Genomic DNA, 18,347 nt, shown 5'->3' with positions numbered 1-18,347 from the left:
CGCGTACCACGCTGTTCCAGCCCGCCCCGAGGAGACACTGATCCCGCATGCCTGCCGAACCGTCCAAAGAGCAGAAGCTGGTCGATTACCTGAAATGGGTCACCGCCGATCTCCAGAAGGCCCGCGAGCGGATCACCGAACTGGAGAACGCCGAGGAGGAGCCGGTCGCGATCGTCGGCATGGCCTGCCGGTTCCCCGGCGGTGTCACCTCCCCGGACGGGCTGTGGCGGCTGGTGAGCGAAGGCACCGACGCCATCAGCGAGTTCCCCGACGACCGGGGCTGGGACCTCGAACGGCTCCACGACCCCGACGCCGAGGCCGACACCCCCGGCACCTCGTACACGAAGGAAGGCGGCTTCCTCGACGGGGCCGCCCTGTTCGACGCGGGCTTCTTCGGGATCTCCCCGCGCGAGGCCCGCGCCATGGACCCGCAGCAGCGCGTCCTGCTCGAAGCGGCGTGGGAGGCCCTGGAGGACGCGGGCATCGACCCGACCACGCTCAACGGCACGCGGACGGGCGTCTTCGCGGGAGTCGTGGAACAGAGCTACCTGGGCCTGGAGGGCCCGGCGGAGCTCGAAGGCCATCTGATGACCGGCAGGCTCAGCAGCGTCGCGTCCGGCCGGATCGCCTACACGCTCGGCCTCGAAGGGCCCGCCCTGTCCGTCGACACGGCCTGCTCGTCGTCGCTGGTGGCCCTGCACCTCGCCGTGCAGTCGCTGCGGCGCGGCGAGTCGTCGCTCGCCCTGGCGGGCGGGGCCACGGTCACGGCCACACCCGGCGGGTTCGTCGACTTCTCCCGGCAGAAGGGGCTCGCCCCTGACGGGCGCATCAAGTCCTTCGCGGCCGCCGCCGACGGCACCTCCTGGTCGGAGGGCGTCGGCGTCCTCGTCGTCGAGCGGCTGTCGGACGCCCGCCGCAACGGGCACCGGGTGCTGGCGCTGGTGCGGGGCAGTGCGGTGAACCAGGACGGTGCGAGCAACGGTCTGACGGCGCCGAACGGTCCTTCGCAGGAGCGGGTGATCCGTGCGGCGCTGTCGGACGCGCGTCTGTCGGCGGCGGATGTGGACGCGGTGGAGGCGCATGGCACCGGCACGCGGCTCGGTGATCCGATCGAGGCGCAGGCGCTGCTGGCGACGTACGGGCGCGAGCGCTCCCAGGACCGTCCGCTGTGGCTCGGTTCGCTGAAGTCCAACATCGGCCACACGGTCGCGGCCGCCGGTGTCGGCGGCGTGATCAAGATGGTGCAGGCGATGCGGCACGGCGTACTGCCGAAGACGCTGCACGTGGACCGGCCGACGCCGATGGTCGACTGGTCGTCTGGTGCCGTGGAACTCCTCACCGGCGAGCGGCCCTGGCCGGCCGGACCGTCGGGCGCTCCCCGCCGCGCGGCCGTGTCCGCCTTCGGGGTCAGCGGCACGAACGCGCATGTGATCGTGGAGGAGGCGCCCGGGGAGGCTCTTGAGGAGGTGTCCGGGTCTCTCGACGCATCGCCGCGGGTGGCGTCGGTGGCGTCGGGGTCGGTGGCGTCGGGGTTGTCGGGGTCGTCGGCGGTGTCGGGTGTGGTGCCGTGGGTGTTGTCGGCGAGGTCGCCGGAGGCGCTGGCGGGTCAGGCGCGGCGGTTGCTGGAGCGGGTGGAGGCGGACGCGGGGTTGCGGCCGCTGGATGTGGCGTACTCGCTGGCGGTCACGCGGGCGGCGCTGGACCATCGGGCGGTCGTCACCGGAGCCGACCGCGACGAACTCATCACCCGCCTGCGGGCACTGGCCGACGGGGAGCCGACGGCACCCGGCGTCGTGACCGGGCAGCGGACCACCGGCCGTCTCGGCTTCCTGTTCACCGGTCAGGGTTCCCAGCGTGTCGGCATGGGTCTGGAACTCTACGATGCCTTCCCCGCCTACGCGGAGGCGTTCGACGCCGTCTGCGCGCGACTGGACCCGCTGTTGGAGCGGCCGTTGCGGGAGGTGATCGCTTCGGGTGTGGGTCTGGATGACACGGGGTTCACTCAGCCGGCGTTGTTCGCGGTGGAGGTGGCGTTGTTCCGGTTGTTCGGGTCGTGGGGGGTGGTGCCGGATCTGGTGGCGGGGCATTCGGTGGGTGAGCTGGCGGCCGCGCATGTGGCGGGGGTGCTGGGGTTGGAGGACGCGTGTCGTCTGGTGGCGGCGCGGGCGCGGTTGATGGGGTCGATGCCGCCGGGTGGTGCGATGGTGGCGGTGCAGGTGGCGGAGGCTGAGGTGCGTTCGTTGCTGGTGGGGCGTGAGAGCCGGGTGGGTGTCGCGGCGGTGAACGGGCCGTCGTCGGTGGTGATCTCCGGTGACGCGGGGGCGGTGGACGAGGTGGCGGGGCTGTTGGCGGGGCGTGGGGTGCGTACGCGTCGGTTGTCGGTGTCGCACGCGTTCCACTCGCCGCACATGGATGGGATGCTGGAGGAGTTCCGTACGGTCGCGAAGGACCTGACGTATCGGGAGCCGGAGATTCCGGTGGTGTCGACGCTGACGGGGCGGCTCGCGGCGGGCGAGGACCTGCGGACCGCCGACTACTGGACCGACCAGGTACGCCAGGCCGTCCGCTACGCCGACGCCGTCACCACCCTCCACGAGCAGGGCGTGACGTCGTACGTCGAGATCGGCCCCGACGGAGTCCTCACCGCCCTCGCCCAGGACGTCCTCGCCGGCCGCGAAGGCCAGGCCACCACCTTCGCGCCGCTGCGCCGGGACCGGCCGGAGACCCTCGGCCTCCTCACCGAGCTCGCCAGGCTCCACTGCACGGGCGTACGGCCCGACTGGGCGGCCTGGTTCGCGGGCACCGGCGCACGCCGCGTGCCCCTCCCCACGTACGCCTTCCAGCACGAGCGGTACTGGGTGGAGGCGGACACCGCGTCCTCCGACGCCACCGGGCTCGGCCTGGCCCCCGCGGGCCACCCGCTGCTGGGCGCCGCCCTGCGGCTCGGCGGCAGCGAGGAGACCGTGCTCACCGGCCGTCTGTCCCGTCGTACGGCCGCGTGGCTGGCGGACCGCACCGAGGCCGGCACGACGGTCGTGCCCGGCACCGTGCTGACGGAGCTGGCGCTGCGCGCGGGTGACGAGGCCGGGTGGGGAGTCCTGGACCGGCTCACCGCCGACGAGCCGCTGGTGCTGCCCGAGCGGGGCGGCGTCCACGTCCAGGTCCGGGTCGGTGCCCCCGACCCGTCCGGGCTGCGCACCGTCACCGTCCACGCCCGCCCCGACGACACCGACGCGCCCTGGGCCCGGCACGCGCACGGCCTGCTGAGCGCGACGCCGTCGGCGTCACCGGACACCGTCGGCGAACAGTGGCCGCCCCCCGGGGCGGAGCCCGTCGACCACGGCACCCTGTACGAGCGGCTCGCCGAAGCCGGAGTCGTGTACGGCTCCGCCTTCCGGGCCGTCACCGGGGTCTGGCGCCACGGCCCGGAGCTGTTCGCCGAGCTGTCCCTGCCCGAGGGCACGACCGCCGACGCCACCCGCTACGGACTGCACCCGGTGCTGCTCGAAGCGGCGCTGCACCCGCTGACGCTGCTCGCCGCCGACAGCGCGGGCGGCGCCGACGGCCTCGGCGACAGCGACAGCGACCGCGGGCAGGTGCCGGGACCGGCCGCCGTCGTCACCGCCGAGTGGCGCGGTGTACGGCTGTACGCGACCGGAGCCGACGCGCTGCGCGTCCGCGTCACCCCCGGCACCCCCGGCACCTCCGGCACCTCCGGCGAGGACGTCACCCACGTCACCCACGTCAGCCCCGGCAGCGGCGGCACGGTGTCCCTGCGTATGACCGACACCGCCGGGCGAGCCGTCGCCGATGTCGCGGCCGTGACCGTACGGCCCGTGCGGACCGCCGACGGGCCCCGCACCACCGCCGCCCGGCGGGACGACGCCCTGTTCCACCTCGACTGGACGGCCTACCCGCTCACGCCCGGCACCGCCGGGTACGGCACGGCGCCGCGCTTCGAGGTGGCCCGGCTGCGCTCCGCCGACCCCGGTGACGCCGTCGCCGCGATCCACGACACCACCGCCCGTGCGCTGCGGCTCGTCCGGCCGTGGCTGGCCGACGAGGAACGCGCGGACACCACACTGGTCGTCCTGACGTCCGGCGCGGTGGCCGCGCGGGCGGGGGAGGACGTGACGGACCCGGGAGCGGCCGCCGCGTGGGGCCTGCTGCGGTCGGCGCAGTCGGAGGCACCCGGCCGGATCGTCCTCGTGGACACGGACACGGACACGGACCCGGACACGGACACCGGCTCCGACGCGGACCCGGACACCGGCACCGACGCGGACGCGGCGCCGGCGGTGCTGCGCGCGCTCGTCGCGTCCGGCGAACCCCAGGCGGCGCTGCGCGGTGACCGGGTCCTCGTGCCACGGCTGGGCCGTGCGCCGCGTACCGTACGCGCCGACGCTCCGCCCGTGTGGCGGCGCGACGGCACCGTCCTCATCACCGGCGGCACCGGAACCCTGGGCTCCCTCTTCGCCAGGCACCTCGTCACCGAGCACGGGGTGCGCCGTCTGCTGCTGACCAGCCGCAGCGGCGAACAGGCTCCCGGCGCCGCCGAGTTGCGCGGCGAGCTCGCCGGTCTCGGTGTCACCGTCACCATCGCCGCCTGCGACGTGTCCGACCGCGCCGCACTCGCCCGGCTCATCGAGCGCGTCCCGCGCGAGCACCCGCTGACCGGTGTCGTGCACACCGCCGGCGTCCTGGACGACGGGCTCGTCGCCACGATGACCCCGGAACGGCTCGCGGCCGTCCTGGCACCGAAGGCGGACGCGGCCTGGCACCTGCACGACCTCACCCGGCACCTGGACCTCTCGGCCTTCGTGCTGTTCTCATCGGTCGCGGCCCTCGTCGGCGGCCCCGGCCAGTCCAACTACGCCGCCGCCAACGCCGCCCTGGACGCCCTCGCCCGGCATCGCGCGGCCCACGGCCTGCCCGCCACCTCGATCGCGTGGGGCCTGTGGGCGCAGGCGACCGGGCTCACCGGCGGGCTCGGCGACGCCGATCTCCAGCGCATCGCCCGCGGCGGCTTCCGCCCGGTCGCCACCGAACAGGGCCCGGCCCTCTTCGACCGTGCCGTGGGCGCGGGCCGCCCCGACGCCGTCGCCACCCCGCTGGACCTGGCGACGCTGCGCGAGCAGCCGCGCGTGCCCGCCGTGTTCACCGCGCTGGTGCCCCGGCGGATCCCGGCCGTCACCCTCGGGGAGACCGCCGAGAGCGCCTCGTCGCTGACGGAGCGGCTGGCCGGGCTGAGCGAGGAGCGGCGGCACGAGACGCTGCGGAACGTGGTCCTCGACGAGATCGCCGGGGCGCTCGGTCACGCCGACAGCCGGGGCGTCGCCGCCGACCAGCCGTTCCCGCAGCTCGGCCTGGACTCGCTGACCTCGGTGGAACTGCGCAACCGGCTCTCCGGCCGCACCGGGCTGCGGCTGCCCGCCACCCTGGTGTTCGACCACCCGACACCGGACGCCCTCGCCGCCCGTCTGCTGGACGAGCTGCTCGCCCCGACCACCGGCGGCGGCGCGGGCGGGGACACACGCGGTACGGACTTCGCCGCCGACATCCGTCTGGCCGACGACATCCGGCCCGCCGCCGAGGTCGTCCGCACCGCCGAGGACCCGCGCGAGGTGCTGCTCACCGGGGCCAGCGGCTTCCTGGGCGCGTTCCTGCTGCGCGACCTCATGCGCACCACCCGGGCCCGGATCCACTGCCTGGTGCGGGGCGATGACGACACGGCGGCGTACGAGAGGCTCCGCGCCGGCCTGGAGTGGTACCGCGTCTGGGACGACATCGACCCCGACCGGTTGCGCGTCCTCGCCGGCGACCTCGCGGAACCGTTCCTCGGCCTGCCCGAGCGGACGTACGACGAGCTCTCCCGGACGGTGGACGTCGTCCACCACGCGGGCGCCACCGTCCACTGGCTCCACCCGTACACGGCGCTGAGGGCGGCCAACGTCGGCGGGACGGAGGAGATCCTGCGGCTCGCGGCACGGCACCGCACGGTCCCCGTGCACTACGTCTCCACCGTCGGTGTCTTCAACGGCCCCGCGACGCCGGGCGAGCCGCTGCGCACGACCGACCCGACGGGCCCCGCCGAGGCGCTGCCCAGCGGCTACCTGCAGAGCAAGTGGGTCGCCGAACAGCTCATCGGGATCGCCCGGGAGCGCGGGCTGCCGGTATCCGTGTACCGCGTGGACGTCATCTCGGGAGACCAGGTGAACGGCGCATGCCAGACCCGCGACTTCGTGTGGCTCACCCTCAAGGGGCTCGTCCAGTCCGGCGCCGTGCCCTCCGGCGTGGGCGGCCGGTTCCATCTGCTGCCGGTCGACTACGTCAGCGCGGCGATCCTGGGCATCTCCCGTGACCCCGCGACGGCCGACGGCACGTTCCACCTGTTCAACCGCAGCTCCCTGAGCCTGGCCGACTGCGTGGAACGGCTGCGCGGCCTCGGCTACCGGCTGCGCGACAGCGACCGGGACGCGTGGGACACGGCGGTACGGTCGGACCCGGGCAACGCGCTCCTGCCGCTGCTCCACGCCTTCGAGATGATGACCTCCGACACGGACGCGTTCTATCCGCCGATCGACACCACCGAGACGGACGCCGCGCTCGCCGGCACCGGTATCGACTGCCCGCCGCTGACGGGCGAACTTTTCGACAGGTACGTCGAGTTCTTCGTCCAGGAAGGCCACTTCCCCGCCGCACCGGACACCCCGGCCACCGCGGCCGGCTGAGCGGGACGACGACAGGGGCGGCGGGCGGCGCGTACGGATCGTACGCACCGCCCGCCGCCCCTTGTCCGGCCGGGTGTCCCGGTCAGCGGACGGTGCCGTCCCAGCGCCAGCCCGTACGCCGCGGCAGACCGGGCAGGGCGACGCGGCCCGTGCACCACAGCAGCGTCTCGGCGGGGCCGTGGCCCGTCGGGGCGTCCGGGAAGAGCCGCTCGACGACCGGGGCGCACAGTTCGTCCGACGGCGTCCAGTCGATCCCCAGCCCCCGGGCGATGTCCCGCCCGTGCACGACCAGTTCGAGGACGCCCATGGCCGCGAAGCCGGGGCCGTCGGAGTGCCCGTACGGGTGCCAGGCACGCACCTCCGGCGGGGCGTCCCGCACGGTCGTGGCCAGCAGCGTCCCGGCGATCCGGATCCCCTCCAGGGCTGCGGGCGCCGGCGCGTGGCCGTCGATCGAGGAGAACAGGGTGATGTAGCGGTCGGTGGGGCGCGCGATCAGCAGACCGGCGTAGCCCACGACACCGAGGGCGATGTGCGAGAGGGTCTCGCGCACGCTCCAGTCCAGGTCGCCCGCCTTCCGGGACCAGTCCTGATCCGCTCCCTTTTCGAGAACGGCGGTGCTGTCGGCTGCTGCTGCCTTGACGAGTTCGGGCCAGGAGAGAGTCATGCGGCAGATAATGCCACACGGCGCGGCGGGAATTTCTCCTCCATTTCACGGTAATGAAACGGTAATTGCGCAGGCCGGATGAGTGTCTGCCTTCCATGACCGGGCAGTTGACGGAGTCTTACTGCGAACCGCTCCGCCCCCAGTAGTGTTTTCGATGCCTTGAGAGTGCTGTGTCCGCGCGCCTCTCGCCAGGCAGCAAGAACCGCACTATCGAGGAGTCAGAATGGCAACCGAAGAAGCGCTGGCATCCGTACTGGACGCGGTGAGAAGCGGTGTTCCCACCCTCCGCAGCAACGGTCTCGCAGGCGAGGACCAGCGCTGGCTGCCGGACGAGAACATCGAACTGCTCGACAAGGCGGGCGTGTTCCGCATGGCCGTGCCCGCCCGGTTCGGCGGCCTCGACCTGCCCCTGGCCGCCCAGGCCGAGGTCATCACGGAGATCGCCCGGGGCTGCCCCGCCACCGCGTGGGTCACCATGGTGTGGGTCACCAGCACCTGGACGGCCACCCTCTACCCCGACAAGGCGCAGGAGGAGATCTTCGCCGACCCGTCGGTGCGGATCTCCAGCGCCTTCGCCCCCACCGGCACCGTGGTCCCCACCGACGGCGGCTACATCCTCAACGGCACCTGGAGGTTCAACTCCGGCAGCCCCGGCGCCCAGTGGAACTTCACCGCCGCGATGCTGGAGCGCCCGGACGGGACGCACGAAGAGGTCATGGCGATCGTCCCCATGGAGAGCATGACCGTCGCGGACGACTGGCACGTGTCGGCGGGCGCCGCCACCGGCAGCGCGACCACCATGGCCAAGGACGTCTTCGTCCCCGCGCACCACGTGGTCACCTTCGAAGAGGTCATGGTCAGCGCGACCGGCGACCGGTCCAACACCGGTGCCACCGGCCGCAACTACGGGCTGCTCAGCTTCGTCATGGCCGAGTGCGCCGCCGTCTTCATCGGCATCGCGCGCGGCGCGTACGAACTGTTCCTGGAGCGCCTCCCCGGCCGTGGCATCACGTACACCGACTGGACCGACCAGAAGCAGCACCCCCTGACGCAGATCCAGGTCGCCACCGCCGCCAACAAGATCGACGCAGCCCAGGCGCTGTCGGCCCGCTGGCTCACGCTGCTCCAGGAACGCGCCGACGCCGGTGAACAGCCCACGCCGGAGGAGAAGGCGATCGTACGCGGCCAGACCGCTTTCGCCGCCCAGTTGTCGAAGGAGGCCGTGGAAATCCTCTTCAACGCCAGCGGCGGATCCGTCATTCAGCGCAGCGTGCCGCTCCAGCGATTCCACCGCGACATTCAGGGATTCTCGCTCCACGCGCTGGCGCAGATCGACGTGAACCTGGAACTGCAGGGCAGGGTGCTGCTCGGCATGGACCCCGGGACCGTATTCCTCTGAGCCCCGTACACACCCCGCCGTACACACCCCCCTACACCCCCGCACACCACCCCCGTACTGAAGTACACGTAATTCTGGAGGACATTCCATGGGTGACAACCGCACTCCGGTGACGGTGATCGGACTCGGTCTGATGGGGCAGGCGCTGGGCGCCGCGTTCCTCAAGGCCGGCCACGCGACGACCGTGTGGAACCGGTCGGCCGACAAGGCCGCACAGCTCGTCTCGGAGGGCGCCGTCCTCGCCGCCGACCCCGCCGCCGCCGTGGCCGCGAGCGACCTGCTCGTGGTGTGCGTGTCGACGTACGACGTCATGCACGACGTGCTGGACGGCCTCGGCGCCGACGCTCTGCGCGGCAAGGTCCTGGTGAACCTGACCAGCGGCTCGTCGGACCAGGCGCGGGAGACCGCGAAGTGGGCGGAGGAGCGGGGCGCGTCCTACCTCGACGGCGCGATCATGATCACGCCTCCGGGTATCGGCTCCGAGACGTCCGTCCTGTTCTACGCCGGCCCGCAGGACGTCTTCGAGACCCACAAGGAGACCCTGGGCCTGCTGGGCGGCGGCACCACGTACCTCGGCACCGACCACGGCATGCCCGCGCTGTACGACGTGTCGCTCCTCGGCCTGATGTGGGGCACGCTCAACAGCTTCCTGCACGGCGTGGCCATCGTGGAGACCGCGAAGGTCGGCGCCAAGGACTTCCTGCCGTGGGCGCACATGTGGCTCGACGCCATCAAGGGCTTCACCGCCGACTACGCCGCCCAGATCGACGCCGGGGACGGCGCGTTCCCCGCGAACGACGCCACGCTCGAAACGCACCTCGGCGCCCTCAAGCACCTCGTCCACGAGAGCGAGGCGCTCGGCGTCGACGCCGAACTGCCCAAGTACTCCGAGGCGCTGATGGAGCGGGTCATCGCGCAGGGCCACGCCAAGAACAGCTACGCCGCCGTCGTCAAGGCGTACCGCAAGCCGTCGGAGTGAGCCGACGGCTCCGCTGAAGCGGACAGGCGGGGGCCGGCCGCACCGGGCACGCTCCGGAGCGGCCGGCCCCCCCGCCGACCGCCGTCACCCCGCCCCCAGGCACGTAGGACCCGCCCTCGACGAGGGCACGAAGGAAGGGAAACCCTGTGAGTCAGCACGGCAGCGAGCACCCGTCCCCCTCCGTATCCGGCGCCGCGTCCCCATCCGGCTCCGCGTCCGCCTCGCGCCTGGGCCGCAGGTCGCTGCTCAAGGCGGCCGGGGCCGGCGCGCTGGCCGCCACCGTCGCCACGGTCGCCGCGGCGACCCCGGGCGTGGCCGCCCCCTCCGTGACCAGGTCCGGGGACGGTGACGGCTCGGTGGACCGGACCTGGGACGCCATCGTCGTCGGCGCGGGCTACGCCGGAGGCACCGTCGCCCGTGAACTGAGCGCCCGTGGCCTGTCCACCCTGGTGCTGGAGGCCAGGGACCGCATCGGCGGCCGGGTATGGACCTCCTCGTTCGCCGGGGAGCGTGTGGAGCTGGGCGGCGGCTGGTTCGGCCCCGGGCAGGAACTCGTCGCCCGCGAACTGGCCCGGTACTCCATCGCCACCACCCACGACGTGACCGCGACCCGGGCCGTCATGCCGGACGTCCACGGATTCCGCAGCCATGACCCGGCGGCGGCCTTCGGCCGGCTGGGCACCCTCTTCGACCGGTACTACGAGGGTTCGGCCGCCTACTTCGAGCGCCCCCTCGAACCGCTGTACCGCAAGGACCTCCTCCAGCAGGTGGACGGGCTGTCCCTCGCGGACCGGCTCGCCCAGCTGGACCTGCCGGCCGTCGACCACAAGTGGGTCAGCGGCGCCACCTCCGTCTTCGCCGGCGGGAACACGGTCGGCGGCCTGACCGGCCTCGCCCAGTGGTTCCAGCTGGCCGGCGGCACGTACGACGGGTTCCTGTCGACGATGAGCCTGCGGCCCGATGGCGGCATGATCTCCGTCCTCCAGGCCATGTTCCGCGAGTCGGGCGCCGTGGTCCGCCACGGGTCGCCGGTCACGGGGATCAGCGAGGCCAACGGCATCGTGTCCGTACGGGTGAGCAGCGGCCAGGTGCACAGGGCGCCCGTCGTGGTGGTCGCCACCCCCGTCAACACCTGGCGGCACATCGACTTCCGTCCCGGGCTGCCCAAGGTCCACGCCGACGCCGCCGTCGAGGGCATCGGCGTCCCGCACGCCACCAAGCTCTTCCTCCACCTGCGCGGCACCACCGAGCCGGTGTACGCCCAGGCTCCCGAAGGCGCCCCGATCCTGCTGATGCTGCCCCAGCAGGAGCTGCCCGACGGCAGGCTCTACGTCGCCTTCACCGGCCCCGCCCTCGACGTCACGAACCCGGTGGCCGTCCGGGCGGCCGTCCGCGAGCTGGTGCCCGAGGCCACGGTCGTGAACCACCGCGCCATGGAGTGGACCAAGGACCGGTACGCGCGCGGCGGTTGGGGGCTGCGCCGCCCCGGTCAGCTGCTGCGGCAACTGCCCGCCATCCAGCAGCCGCACGGCCGGATCGTCTTCGCCGGAGGCGACATCGCCAGCGGCTGGTACGGCGCGTTCGTGGAGGGCGCGATCGAGTCCGGCTTCCGGGCCGCCGACCAGGCCACCGCGCTGGCCGCCCGCTGACCCGCGGCCCCGCGACCGCCCGCCGGCCCGACCGGCGGGCCCCGCGACCGCCCGCACCGGGCGCCCGTGAGCCCGGTGCGGGCGCCCCCCGGTCTCATGTGAAGAGCGTAGAACGCCGTGGAGCGGGCGGCGCGGTCATTCGCGCAGCCCTGCCACCTCGACCGGCGGACGCCGCAGGGACACGGCCGCCGACACCGTCGCGGCGACCACCGCCAGGCACGCGCACGCGGCCGTCACGGCACCGACGGCGCCCCACGGGACCGCCACCGGGCTCCACACGGCCAGCATCCCCAGCGCGCCCCACATCCCGAGCAGGTTCACCCCGGCGACCAGCGCCCCCAGCACCGCGCCCACGCCCACGACGAGCAGTGCCTCGGCCGCCACCAGCCGCAGCACCTGCCACCGCGTGGCACCGGCGAGCCGCAGCACGGCCAGGTCCCGCAACCGGTCCGAGACCGCCATCACCAGCGTGTTCGCGAGCGCGATCCCGGTGTAGACGAGGGCGATGCCGAGGACCGGCAGGAACCCCGTACGGGTCGTCCCGTCGCTCTTCGGGTGGCCGGCCCGCAGCCACGCCTCCCGGGTCAGCAGCCCGCCGCCCACCGCGTCGGCGGCCTCCCGCAGAGCCGCCTCGGCGGCCGCCCGACCGGCGCCGTCCATGCCGCCGGCGAGCGCCACGTCGATCCGATCGGGCCTGGCGCCGGGGGCGTTGCGCGGTGTCACGTACACGCCGACGCCGCCCGTGCCCGCGCGCGCCACCGCCGCGATACGGAGGGACCTCCGCGTCCCGTCGGCCAGCCACACGTCCACGGTCCGGCCCACCCCCCGGGTCTCCCACTCGTCGTTGACGATGATCGACCCGTCGTCGAGATCGCTCACGCTCCCGGAGACGATCGGCAGCCGGGCGGTCGCGGCGAGCGCCGCAGGCTCGGCGGCCGTCGCGTCGGACCTGATCAGGGCGGTGCCGTCCTCCAGAACGTGCACGGAGGACGGGGCCGTCGCCGACACGCGCACCCCCGGCACCTGACGCAGCCGCGCCACCGGTGCCTCGCCGTAGCCCGCCGCACCGCCTGCTGCTGGCCGTGGTCCTGTGGCCGCTGGACGCGCTCGCCGTCGTCCTCGGCCTCTCCGTACCCCTCGGGCTGGTGTCCGTACCCGTTCTGATGGCGGCACCGGGCGGCGGACAGGAGACGCCCGTGCTCAAGCAGTGGACGGTCACCGGCTGGCCCGCGGCGCTCGCGGTGGCCCTGCTCGGCCTGCTGCTGCTCGCCGTGTGCCTGTACGGGATCGGGGCGGCGGCCGGGGCCCGCGCGGAACTCACCCGGTTCCTGATCGCCCCCAGGGAGGCCGCCCTGGACCGCCGGGTCGTGGAACTCACCCGCTCGCGCGCCCGGTTGGCCGACGCCTTCGAGACGGAACGCCGTCGCATCGAACGCGATCTGCACGACGGCGCCCAGCAGCGGCTGGTCGCCATGACGATGATGCTGGGCCTGGCCCGGCTGGACGCGCCGCCGGGCCCGCTCGCCGAGCGACTCGACAGGATCCACGCCGAGTCGCTGCGCGCCCTGGACGAACTGCGGGAGCTGATCCGGGGCATCCATCCGAAGGTGCTGACGGACTTCGGTCTCGCCGCCGCCGTGGAGGACGCGACGGACCGCTCGCCGGTCCCCGTCGACCTCGCGCTCGACCTGCCGGCCGGCCGGCTTCCGAAGTCCGTGGAGAGCACCGCGTACTTCGTCGTCGGCGAGGCGCTCACGAACATCGCCCGGCACAGCGGCGCCGGCCGGGCCGTGATCAGCGGGGGCTGCCGGGACGGCCGTCTCGTCCTGGAGATCTCCGACGACGGCGGGGGCGGCGCGGACCCCGGCGCCGGTACGGGACTGGCCGGGCTCGCCGACCGGCTGTCGGTGCTGGATGGGACAATCGCCCTGTCCAGCCCGCCGGGTGGACCGACCCTGGTACGGGTGGAGATCCCGGTGGAGATGCCCGTGGAGATCCCCGTGGAGACTTCGTGCGATCGGAGCGAGCGTTCCGCGTAGTACTGGCCGAGGACAGCGTGCTGCTGAGGGAGGGCCTGATCGGCCTGCTCGCCCGCTTCGGCCACCAGGTCGTCGCGGCCGTCGGCGACGCCGACGCGCTGGTGGCCGCCGTGTCCGAGCACGCGCCCGACATCGTCGTCACCGACGTCCGGATGCCGCCGGCCTTCCAGGACGAGGGCCTGCGCGCCGCGGTCGCCGTCCGGGAGCGCCACCCCGGGCTGCCCGTCCTCGTCCTGAGCCAGTACGTCCAACGGGCCTACGTGGGCGAGCTGCTGGACTCCGGGGGCGGGTCGGGCGTCGGCTATCTGCTGAAGGACCGGGTCGGCCAGGTCGAGGACTTCCTCGACGCCCTCCACGAGATCGCGGACGGCGGCACGGTCGTGGACCCGGAGATCGTCCGCCACCTCCTGCGCCGCCGCCGCGACCCGCTCGAACGGCTCACGGCCCGGGAGCGGGAAGTCCTCGCGCTCGTCGCGCAGGGCAGGTCCAACGGCGCGATCGCCCGGGACCTCGTCGTCTCCGAGGCCGCCGTCGGCAAGCACATCGGCAACATCCTCGGCAAGCTGGACCTGCCGCCGGCGGACGACACCCACCGTCGTGTCCTCGCCGTCCTGGCCTACCTCCGAGCCTGACACCGGCCGCGCACCGCCTGACACCGGCCGCACACCGCGCGGCGTCGCCCGCGCACCGCCGTACACCGCCGGAGGGAACAGCCCGGGTGCCGCGCCCACTGGACACCCCCGGCGTCCGGATGTTCCGCTGGTCCCACCGGGCACGACGGGACGGACCACCCGTCAGCAGCCCCGCGACCGAAGGAAGTCGACCACTCATGACCCGAACAGCGGCCGGTGCGGCGTGAACAAGGGCACGCTGCTGGCCATCAGCGATCTCCATGTCGCCCATGCCGACAACCGCGCCATCGTGGCCGGTCTGCGCCCCACGTCCGACGACGACTGGCTGCTCGTCGCGGGCGACGTCGGGGAGCGGTCCGAGGACATCGCCTGGGCCCTGACGACCCTGCGCGACCACTTCGCCCAGGTGGTCTGGGCGCCCGGCAACCACGAGCTGTGGACACCCCGCCAGGACCCGCTGGCCCTGCGCGGCCAGGAGCGCTACGACCATCTGGTGGCGCTCTGCCGCGACCTCGGGATCCTCACCCCGGAGGACCCGTACGCGGTGTGGGACGGGGAGGGCGGACCCGTCACCGTGGCGCCCCTGTTCGTGCTCTACGACTACAGCTTCCTGGCCCCGGGCGCCACCACCAAGGAGGAGTCCCTCGCCATCGCCCGGGAGAGCGGCATCGTCTGTTCCGACGAGTTCTTCCTCCACCCGGACCCCTATCCGAGCCGGGACGCCTGGTGCGCGGCCAGGGTCGAGGCGACCGAGCGGCGGCTGGCCGCCGTCGACCCCGACCTGCCCACGGTGCTCGTCAACCACTACCCCCTGGTCCGTGAACCCACCCGGATCCTGCACTACCCGGAGTTCGCCCAGTGGTGCGGCACGGAACGCACCGCGGACTGGCACCGCCGGTTCCGTGCCCGCGCCGTCGTCTACGGCCATCTGCACATCCCCCGGACGACGTGGCACGACGGAGTCCGCTTCGAGGAGGTCTCGGTCGGCTACCCGCGTGAATGGCGCCGCCCCGGTCACCCCCGGGTGGGCCTGCGCCGGATCCTTCCCGAGAAGGACCCGGCACGGCTCCCGGCGAGCTGAGGGTGTGCCCGCCGAACGGGTGCCGGGCGGGTGCCGGGCGGGGGGTGTCGCGCCTGGGCCGGGCCGCCGTCGGGAATCGGGCGTCGGGATTGGCTAGGTTCCGGCTGGTTCGTTCCCTGTTCTGGAGGGCTGTTTCATGAGACGTCGGCTTGGTCCGGCCCCGGTGGCCTTCGCCGCCGCCCTGCTGGCCGTGGTGACGAGTGCGGCGCCCGCCTCGGGCGCGGGCACCGTACGGGTCGAGCGCGCGGTCGCCGATCCCGCCGGGTCGCGCGCGAGCGTGACCTACTCGTACGTGTGCGGCGCGGAGGTGGGGGCGGTGCGCTTCGCCGTCCGGCTGACCGACACCACCGGCCGCGTGGCCTCCGAGGTCACGCTCGTCCAGGAGCCGCAGGTGTGCGACGGTGCGCGGCGTACGCGCACGGACCTGGTCGCCGCCACGGCCCCGGGCTGGCGCCCCGGGAACACCGCCGTGGCGAGGGTGCTCATGTCCGGCGTCCACAGCGGTGTGGCCCTCGCCGACCTCACCCCGTCGAACGCCATGGCGAGCGCCGCCAGGGCGCTGACCCTCGGCTGACGGCCCGGAGCCGTGGACGACGGCGCGCCGGGCCCATCGGCCCGGCGCGGTGATCAGCGGCACTTATGGGATGCCCAAGCGGGCGCTTGAGAGGGTGAACCCCCGGTGATCGCGGCAATTCGTCGAGTGACGCATTGTGTTGACGGTCTTTCTTATACGCGTCCCGCATATCTCGATCGGATTACGACATCCTTAAAAAGGGCTAGACCATGAGCGGTCCACGCGCGTAACTCCCTTGGAGGTAAAGGAGATTGATTGATCATCAGAAGGTGAGTCCCGGTAACGGAACGGACTCGACTGTTCAGTCCCGTTTGCCGGAATTCTTCGGCCATTTGTTCTGGCAGGCTTCCGCGCACCGTCCCCTGACCAAGGAAGAGGTGCGCATTGTCCGGACGCCGGAGATTGAACAAGCGTCAACACAGCAAGCCGCGCAGGTACATACTCGCCACCGCCGCCGTCGCCGTCCTGGCGACCGTCGGCGGTGTCGTGTACCAGGCGGCCCAGCCGGGCGAGACGGACGCGGGGAACCGTCCGTCGGCCCTCGCACAGCCCGCCGCCGCCTCACCCGCCGCGGCACCCGAGCCCGCGGCCGAACCCGCCCGGGACAAGGACCCGGAACCGCTCACCCGGATGCCCGAGAACGAACCCGAACGGGGACTCGTCTACAAGGGCCTCGCCACCGCCCCCGAGGGCGACACCTGCGCCGGTGTGTACCGCACCACGAGCGGCCACTGCACCCACGGCCCCGACGCCCCGCCGAAGGGCGTCGACATCAAGAAGGACACCCCGCCCGCCGTCCAGGCCGCCGCACCGCCGCGCGAGCCGGCCGAGACGCCCGGCACCGCGCCGTCCGCCGCCACGCCGTCCGGCGGTGAGACGCCCCGCACCACGCAGCCCACCCTGGACGCCGCGGCCCCCGGCAAGGCGAGCGACCCGCCCGCCGCCGCCGAAGCCCCGTCCCGTACCACCACCCCCGCGAACGGGCCCGCCGGACAGACCGTGCAGTGCGACGGCGACGGCAGCACCGGCAACCGTGTCCAGGTCGTGTACGTCCACGCCCCCGGCAAGGACCGGTACGCCCAGTACCTGCCGTCCTTCCGCAAGTGGGCCGCCGACGCCGACCTCATCTACTCCGAGAGCGCCAAGGACACCGGCGGCATACGGCACATACGCTACGTGACGGCTGCCGACTGCACGCCCACCGTTCTCAACATCGAACTCCCGGCGTCCGCGCTGGCCGAGTTCAGCGCCACCAACCGGGCCCTCGCCGCCAAGGGCCTGGACCGCCGCGACCGCAAGTACATGATCTTCGCGGACACCCAGGTGTACTGCGGCATCGGCACCTTCGCCGGTGACGAGCGCCCCGGCCAGAACAACCTCAGCAACTTCGGCCCCTCCTACGGCCGCACCGACTCCGGCTGCTGGGGCGGCCACACCGCCGCCCACGAACTCGGCCACAACCTCGGCGCCGTGAACAACAGCGCCCCCAACACCAGTCGTGGCGCGCACTGCACGGACGAGTGGGACGTCATGTGCTACTCGGACACCCCGTACTACCCGAAGATGCGCACCGTCTGCGCGGACCGGGGCTACGAGAACCGGCTCGACTGCAACCACGACGACTACTTCCACACCAACCCCAGGGCCGGCAGCTACCTCGCCACGCACTGGAACATCGCCAACAACCAGTTCCTGATGGGCACGAAGGGCAACGGCCCCACCCCGAACCCGAACCCCACCCCGAACCCGAACCCCACACCGACGCCCACACCGACGCCCACGCCGACCCGGCCCACCGCCGGACCCGACGTGACCGTCGGCCAGCTCGCGCCGGACTCCGTCGTGGCCAGCTGGCGCGCGGTCGCGGGCGCCACCTGGTACCAGCTCTACCTGAACGGCAAGCCGTTCGGCTGGGTCCAGTCGACCAGCGCCCGCGTCTACAACCTCACCCCGGGCACCGACTACACCCTGGCCGTCTCCGTGCGCGACGCCTCGGGCCGGGACTCCGGACCGGGCCGTGCGGCCTCCTTCCGCACCCCCGGCAACGGCGGCGGCGGGACAACCCCGGCACCCCGTACGCGCCACCTGCTGACCAACGGCGCCACCGGCGCGGCCGCCGAGGTCTGGGGCGGCAGGACCGCCGACGGCACCGTCCTCGTCGGCTCCCAGCGCAACGGGTACGCCCAGCAGCAGTGGTACTTCGACGACGCGGGCAACGGAAACAGCCGGATCCGCTCCGCCGTCTCCGGCAAGTGCCTGCAGACCGGCGGCACGGCGTCCGACGGCATGTGGATGGCGCAGCAGCCCTGCCGCGACGTCACCGGCCAGCAGTGGCGGATCACCCGCAGCGGCAACGGCGTGATGGTCACCACCGGCGACGGCCGCCACGCCCTCACCGTGAGCAACCGCCCGTACTACGGCTCCTGGCTGATCGAGCTGCGGAGCGCCGCTGGAGCCCCGGCCCAGGTGTGGACGGTCCAGACGGCCTCCTGACCCGGCCTGACCCGGCCACCCCGTCACAGTGCGGCGGGGGGGGGGGGGGCCCGGGCCCCCCCCCCCCCCCCCCCCCCCCCCCCCCCCCCACCCCCCCCCCCCCCCG

At 73.4% G+C, this 18,347-nt stretch carries 10 protein-coding genes and 1 pseudogene; 9 read left to right on the top strand and 2 right to left on the bottom strand.

Annotation, left to right across the window (positions count from 1 at the left end):
• Nucleotides 1–47 precede the first annotated feature (47 nt).
• On the top strand, nt 48–6,731 hold the full coding sequence (locus ACGF5U_RS20475) for a type I polyketide synthase (RefSeq protein ID WP_392713518.1): 6,684 nt from the start codon (nt 48–50) through the stop codon (nt 6,729–6,731).
• A gap of 82 nt (nt 6,732–6,813) precedes the next feature.
• Here ACGF5U_RS20475 and ACGF5U_RS20470 read toward each other — a convergent pair whose 3' ends face one another.
• Nucleotides 6,814–7,395 (bottom strand): maleylpyruvate isomerase N-terminal domain-containing protein, encoded by a 582-nt coding sequence (locus ACGF5U_RS20470; protein ID WP_392713519.1) that lies wholly within the window; start codon nt 7,393–7,395, stop codon nt 6,814–6,816.
• A gap of 223 nt (nt 7,396–7,618) precedes the next feature.
• Here ACGF5U_RS20470 and ACGF5U_RS20465 point away from each other — a divergent pair, with 223 nt between their 5' ends.
• The 3 genes from ACGF5U_RS20465 (at nt 7,619) to ACGF5U_RS20455 (ending at nt 11,422) form a co-directional block, all read left to right on the top strand.
• Nucleotides 7,619–8,794 carry an acyl-CoA dehydrogenase family protein gene (locus ACGF5U_RS20465; RefSeq protein WP_392713521.1) on the top strand — a complete coding sequence of 392 codons (1,176 nt, stop codon included), beginning with the start codon at nt 7,619–7,621 and terminating at the stop codon, nt 8,792–8,794.
• 88 nt (nt 8,795–8,882) lie between these two features.
• Nucleotides 8,883–9,773, top strand: coding sequence for an NAD(P)-dependent oxidoreductase (locus tag ACGF5U_RS20460; protein WP_392713522.1), 891 nt, complete (start codon nt 8,883–8,885; stop codon nt 9,771–9,773).
• Nucleotides 9,774–9,919: 146 nt separating this feature from the next.
• Nucleotides 9,920–11,422 carry a flavin monoamine oxidase family protein gene (locus tag ACGF5U_RS20455; protein ID WP_392713524.1) on the top strand — a complete coding sequence of 501 codons (1,503 nt, stop codon included), beginning with the start codon at nt 9,920–9,922 and terminating at the stop codon, nt 11,420–11,422.
• 135 nt (nt 11,423–11,557) lie between these two features.
• Here the strand turns inward: ACGF5U_RS20455 and ACGF5U_RS20450 are convergent, their stop codons facing one another.
• Entirely contained in the window at nt 11,558–12,430 is an 873-nt protein-coding gene (locus tag ACGF5U_RS20450) for an FtsX-like permease family protein (protein WP_392713526.1), read from the bottom strand.
• 56 nt (nt 12,431–12,486) lie between these two features.
• Between ACGF5U_RS20450 and ACGF5U_RS20445 the strand changes: the two are divergent.
• From ACGF5U_RS20445 to ACGF5U_RS20425, 5 genes and pseudogenes are all read left to right on the top strand, one after another.
• Nucleotides 12,487–13,461, top strand: a pseudogene (locus ACGF5U_RS20445) (sensor histidine kinase); the annotation flags it as partial.
• On the top strand, nt 13,434–14,093 hold the full coding sequence (locus ACGF5U_RS20440; RefSeq protein ID WP_392713528.1) for a response regulator: 660 nt from the start codon (nt 13,434–13,436) through the stop codon (nt 14,091–14,093). The pseudogene ACGF5U_RS20445 and the gene ACGF5U_RS20440, both read left to right, overlap by 28 nt.
• A 223-nt stretch (nt 14,094–14,316) precedes the next feature.
• Nucleotides 14,317–15,174 carry a metallophosphoesterase family protein gene (locus tag ACGF5U_RS20435; protein ID WP_392713530.1) on the top strand — a complete coding sequence of 286 codons (858 nt, stop codon included), beginning with the start codon at nt 14,317–14,319 and terminating at the stop codon, nt 15,172–15,174.
• 136 nt (nt 15,175–15,310) lie between these two features.
• Nucleotides 15,311–15,748 carry a hypothetical protein gene (locus ACGF5U_RS20430; RefSeq protein WP_392713531.1) on the top strand — a complete coding sequence of 146 codons (438 nt, stop codon included), beginning with the start codon at nt 15,311–15,313 and terminating at the stop codon, nt 15,746–15,748.
• Nucleotides 15,749–16,150: 402 nt separating this feature from the next.
• Nucleotides 16,151–18,241 (top strand): RICIN domain-containing protein, encoded by a 2,091-nt coding sequence (locus tag ACGF5U_RS20425; protein WP_392713533.1) that lies wholly within the window; start codon nt 16,151–16,153, stop codon nt 18,239–18,241.
• Nucleotides 18,242–18,347 lie beyond the last annotated feature (106 nt).

Origin of the sequence: Streptomyces sp. NPDC047886 (assembly GCF_043204435.1) — a bacterium.
GTDB lineage: Bacteria > Actinomycetota > Actinomycetes > Streptomycetales > Streptomycetaceae > Streptomyces.
Note: the sequence above shows the minus strand (reverse complement) of the source record. Positions and strands in the feature narration are given on the sequence as shown.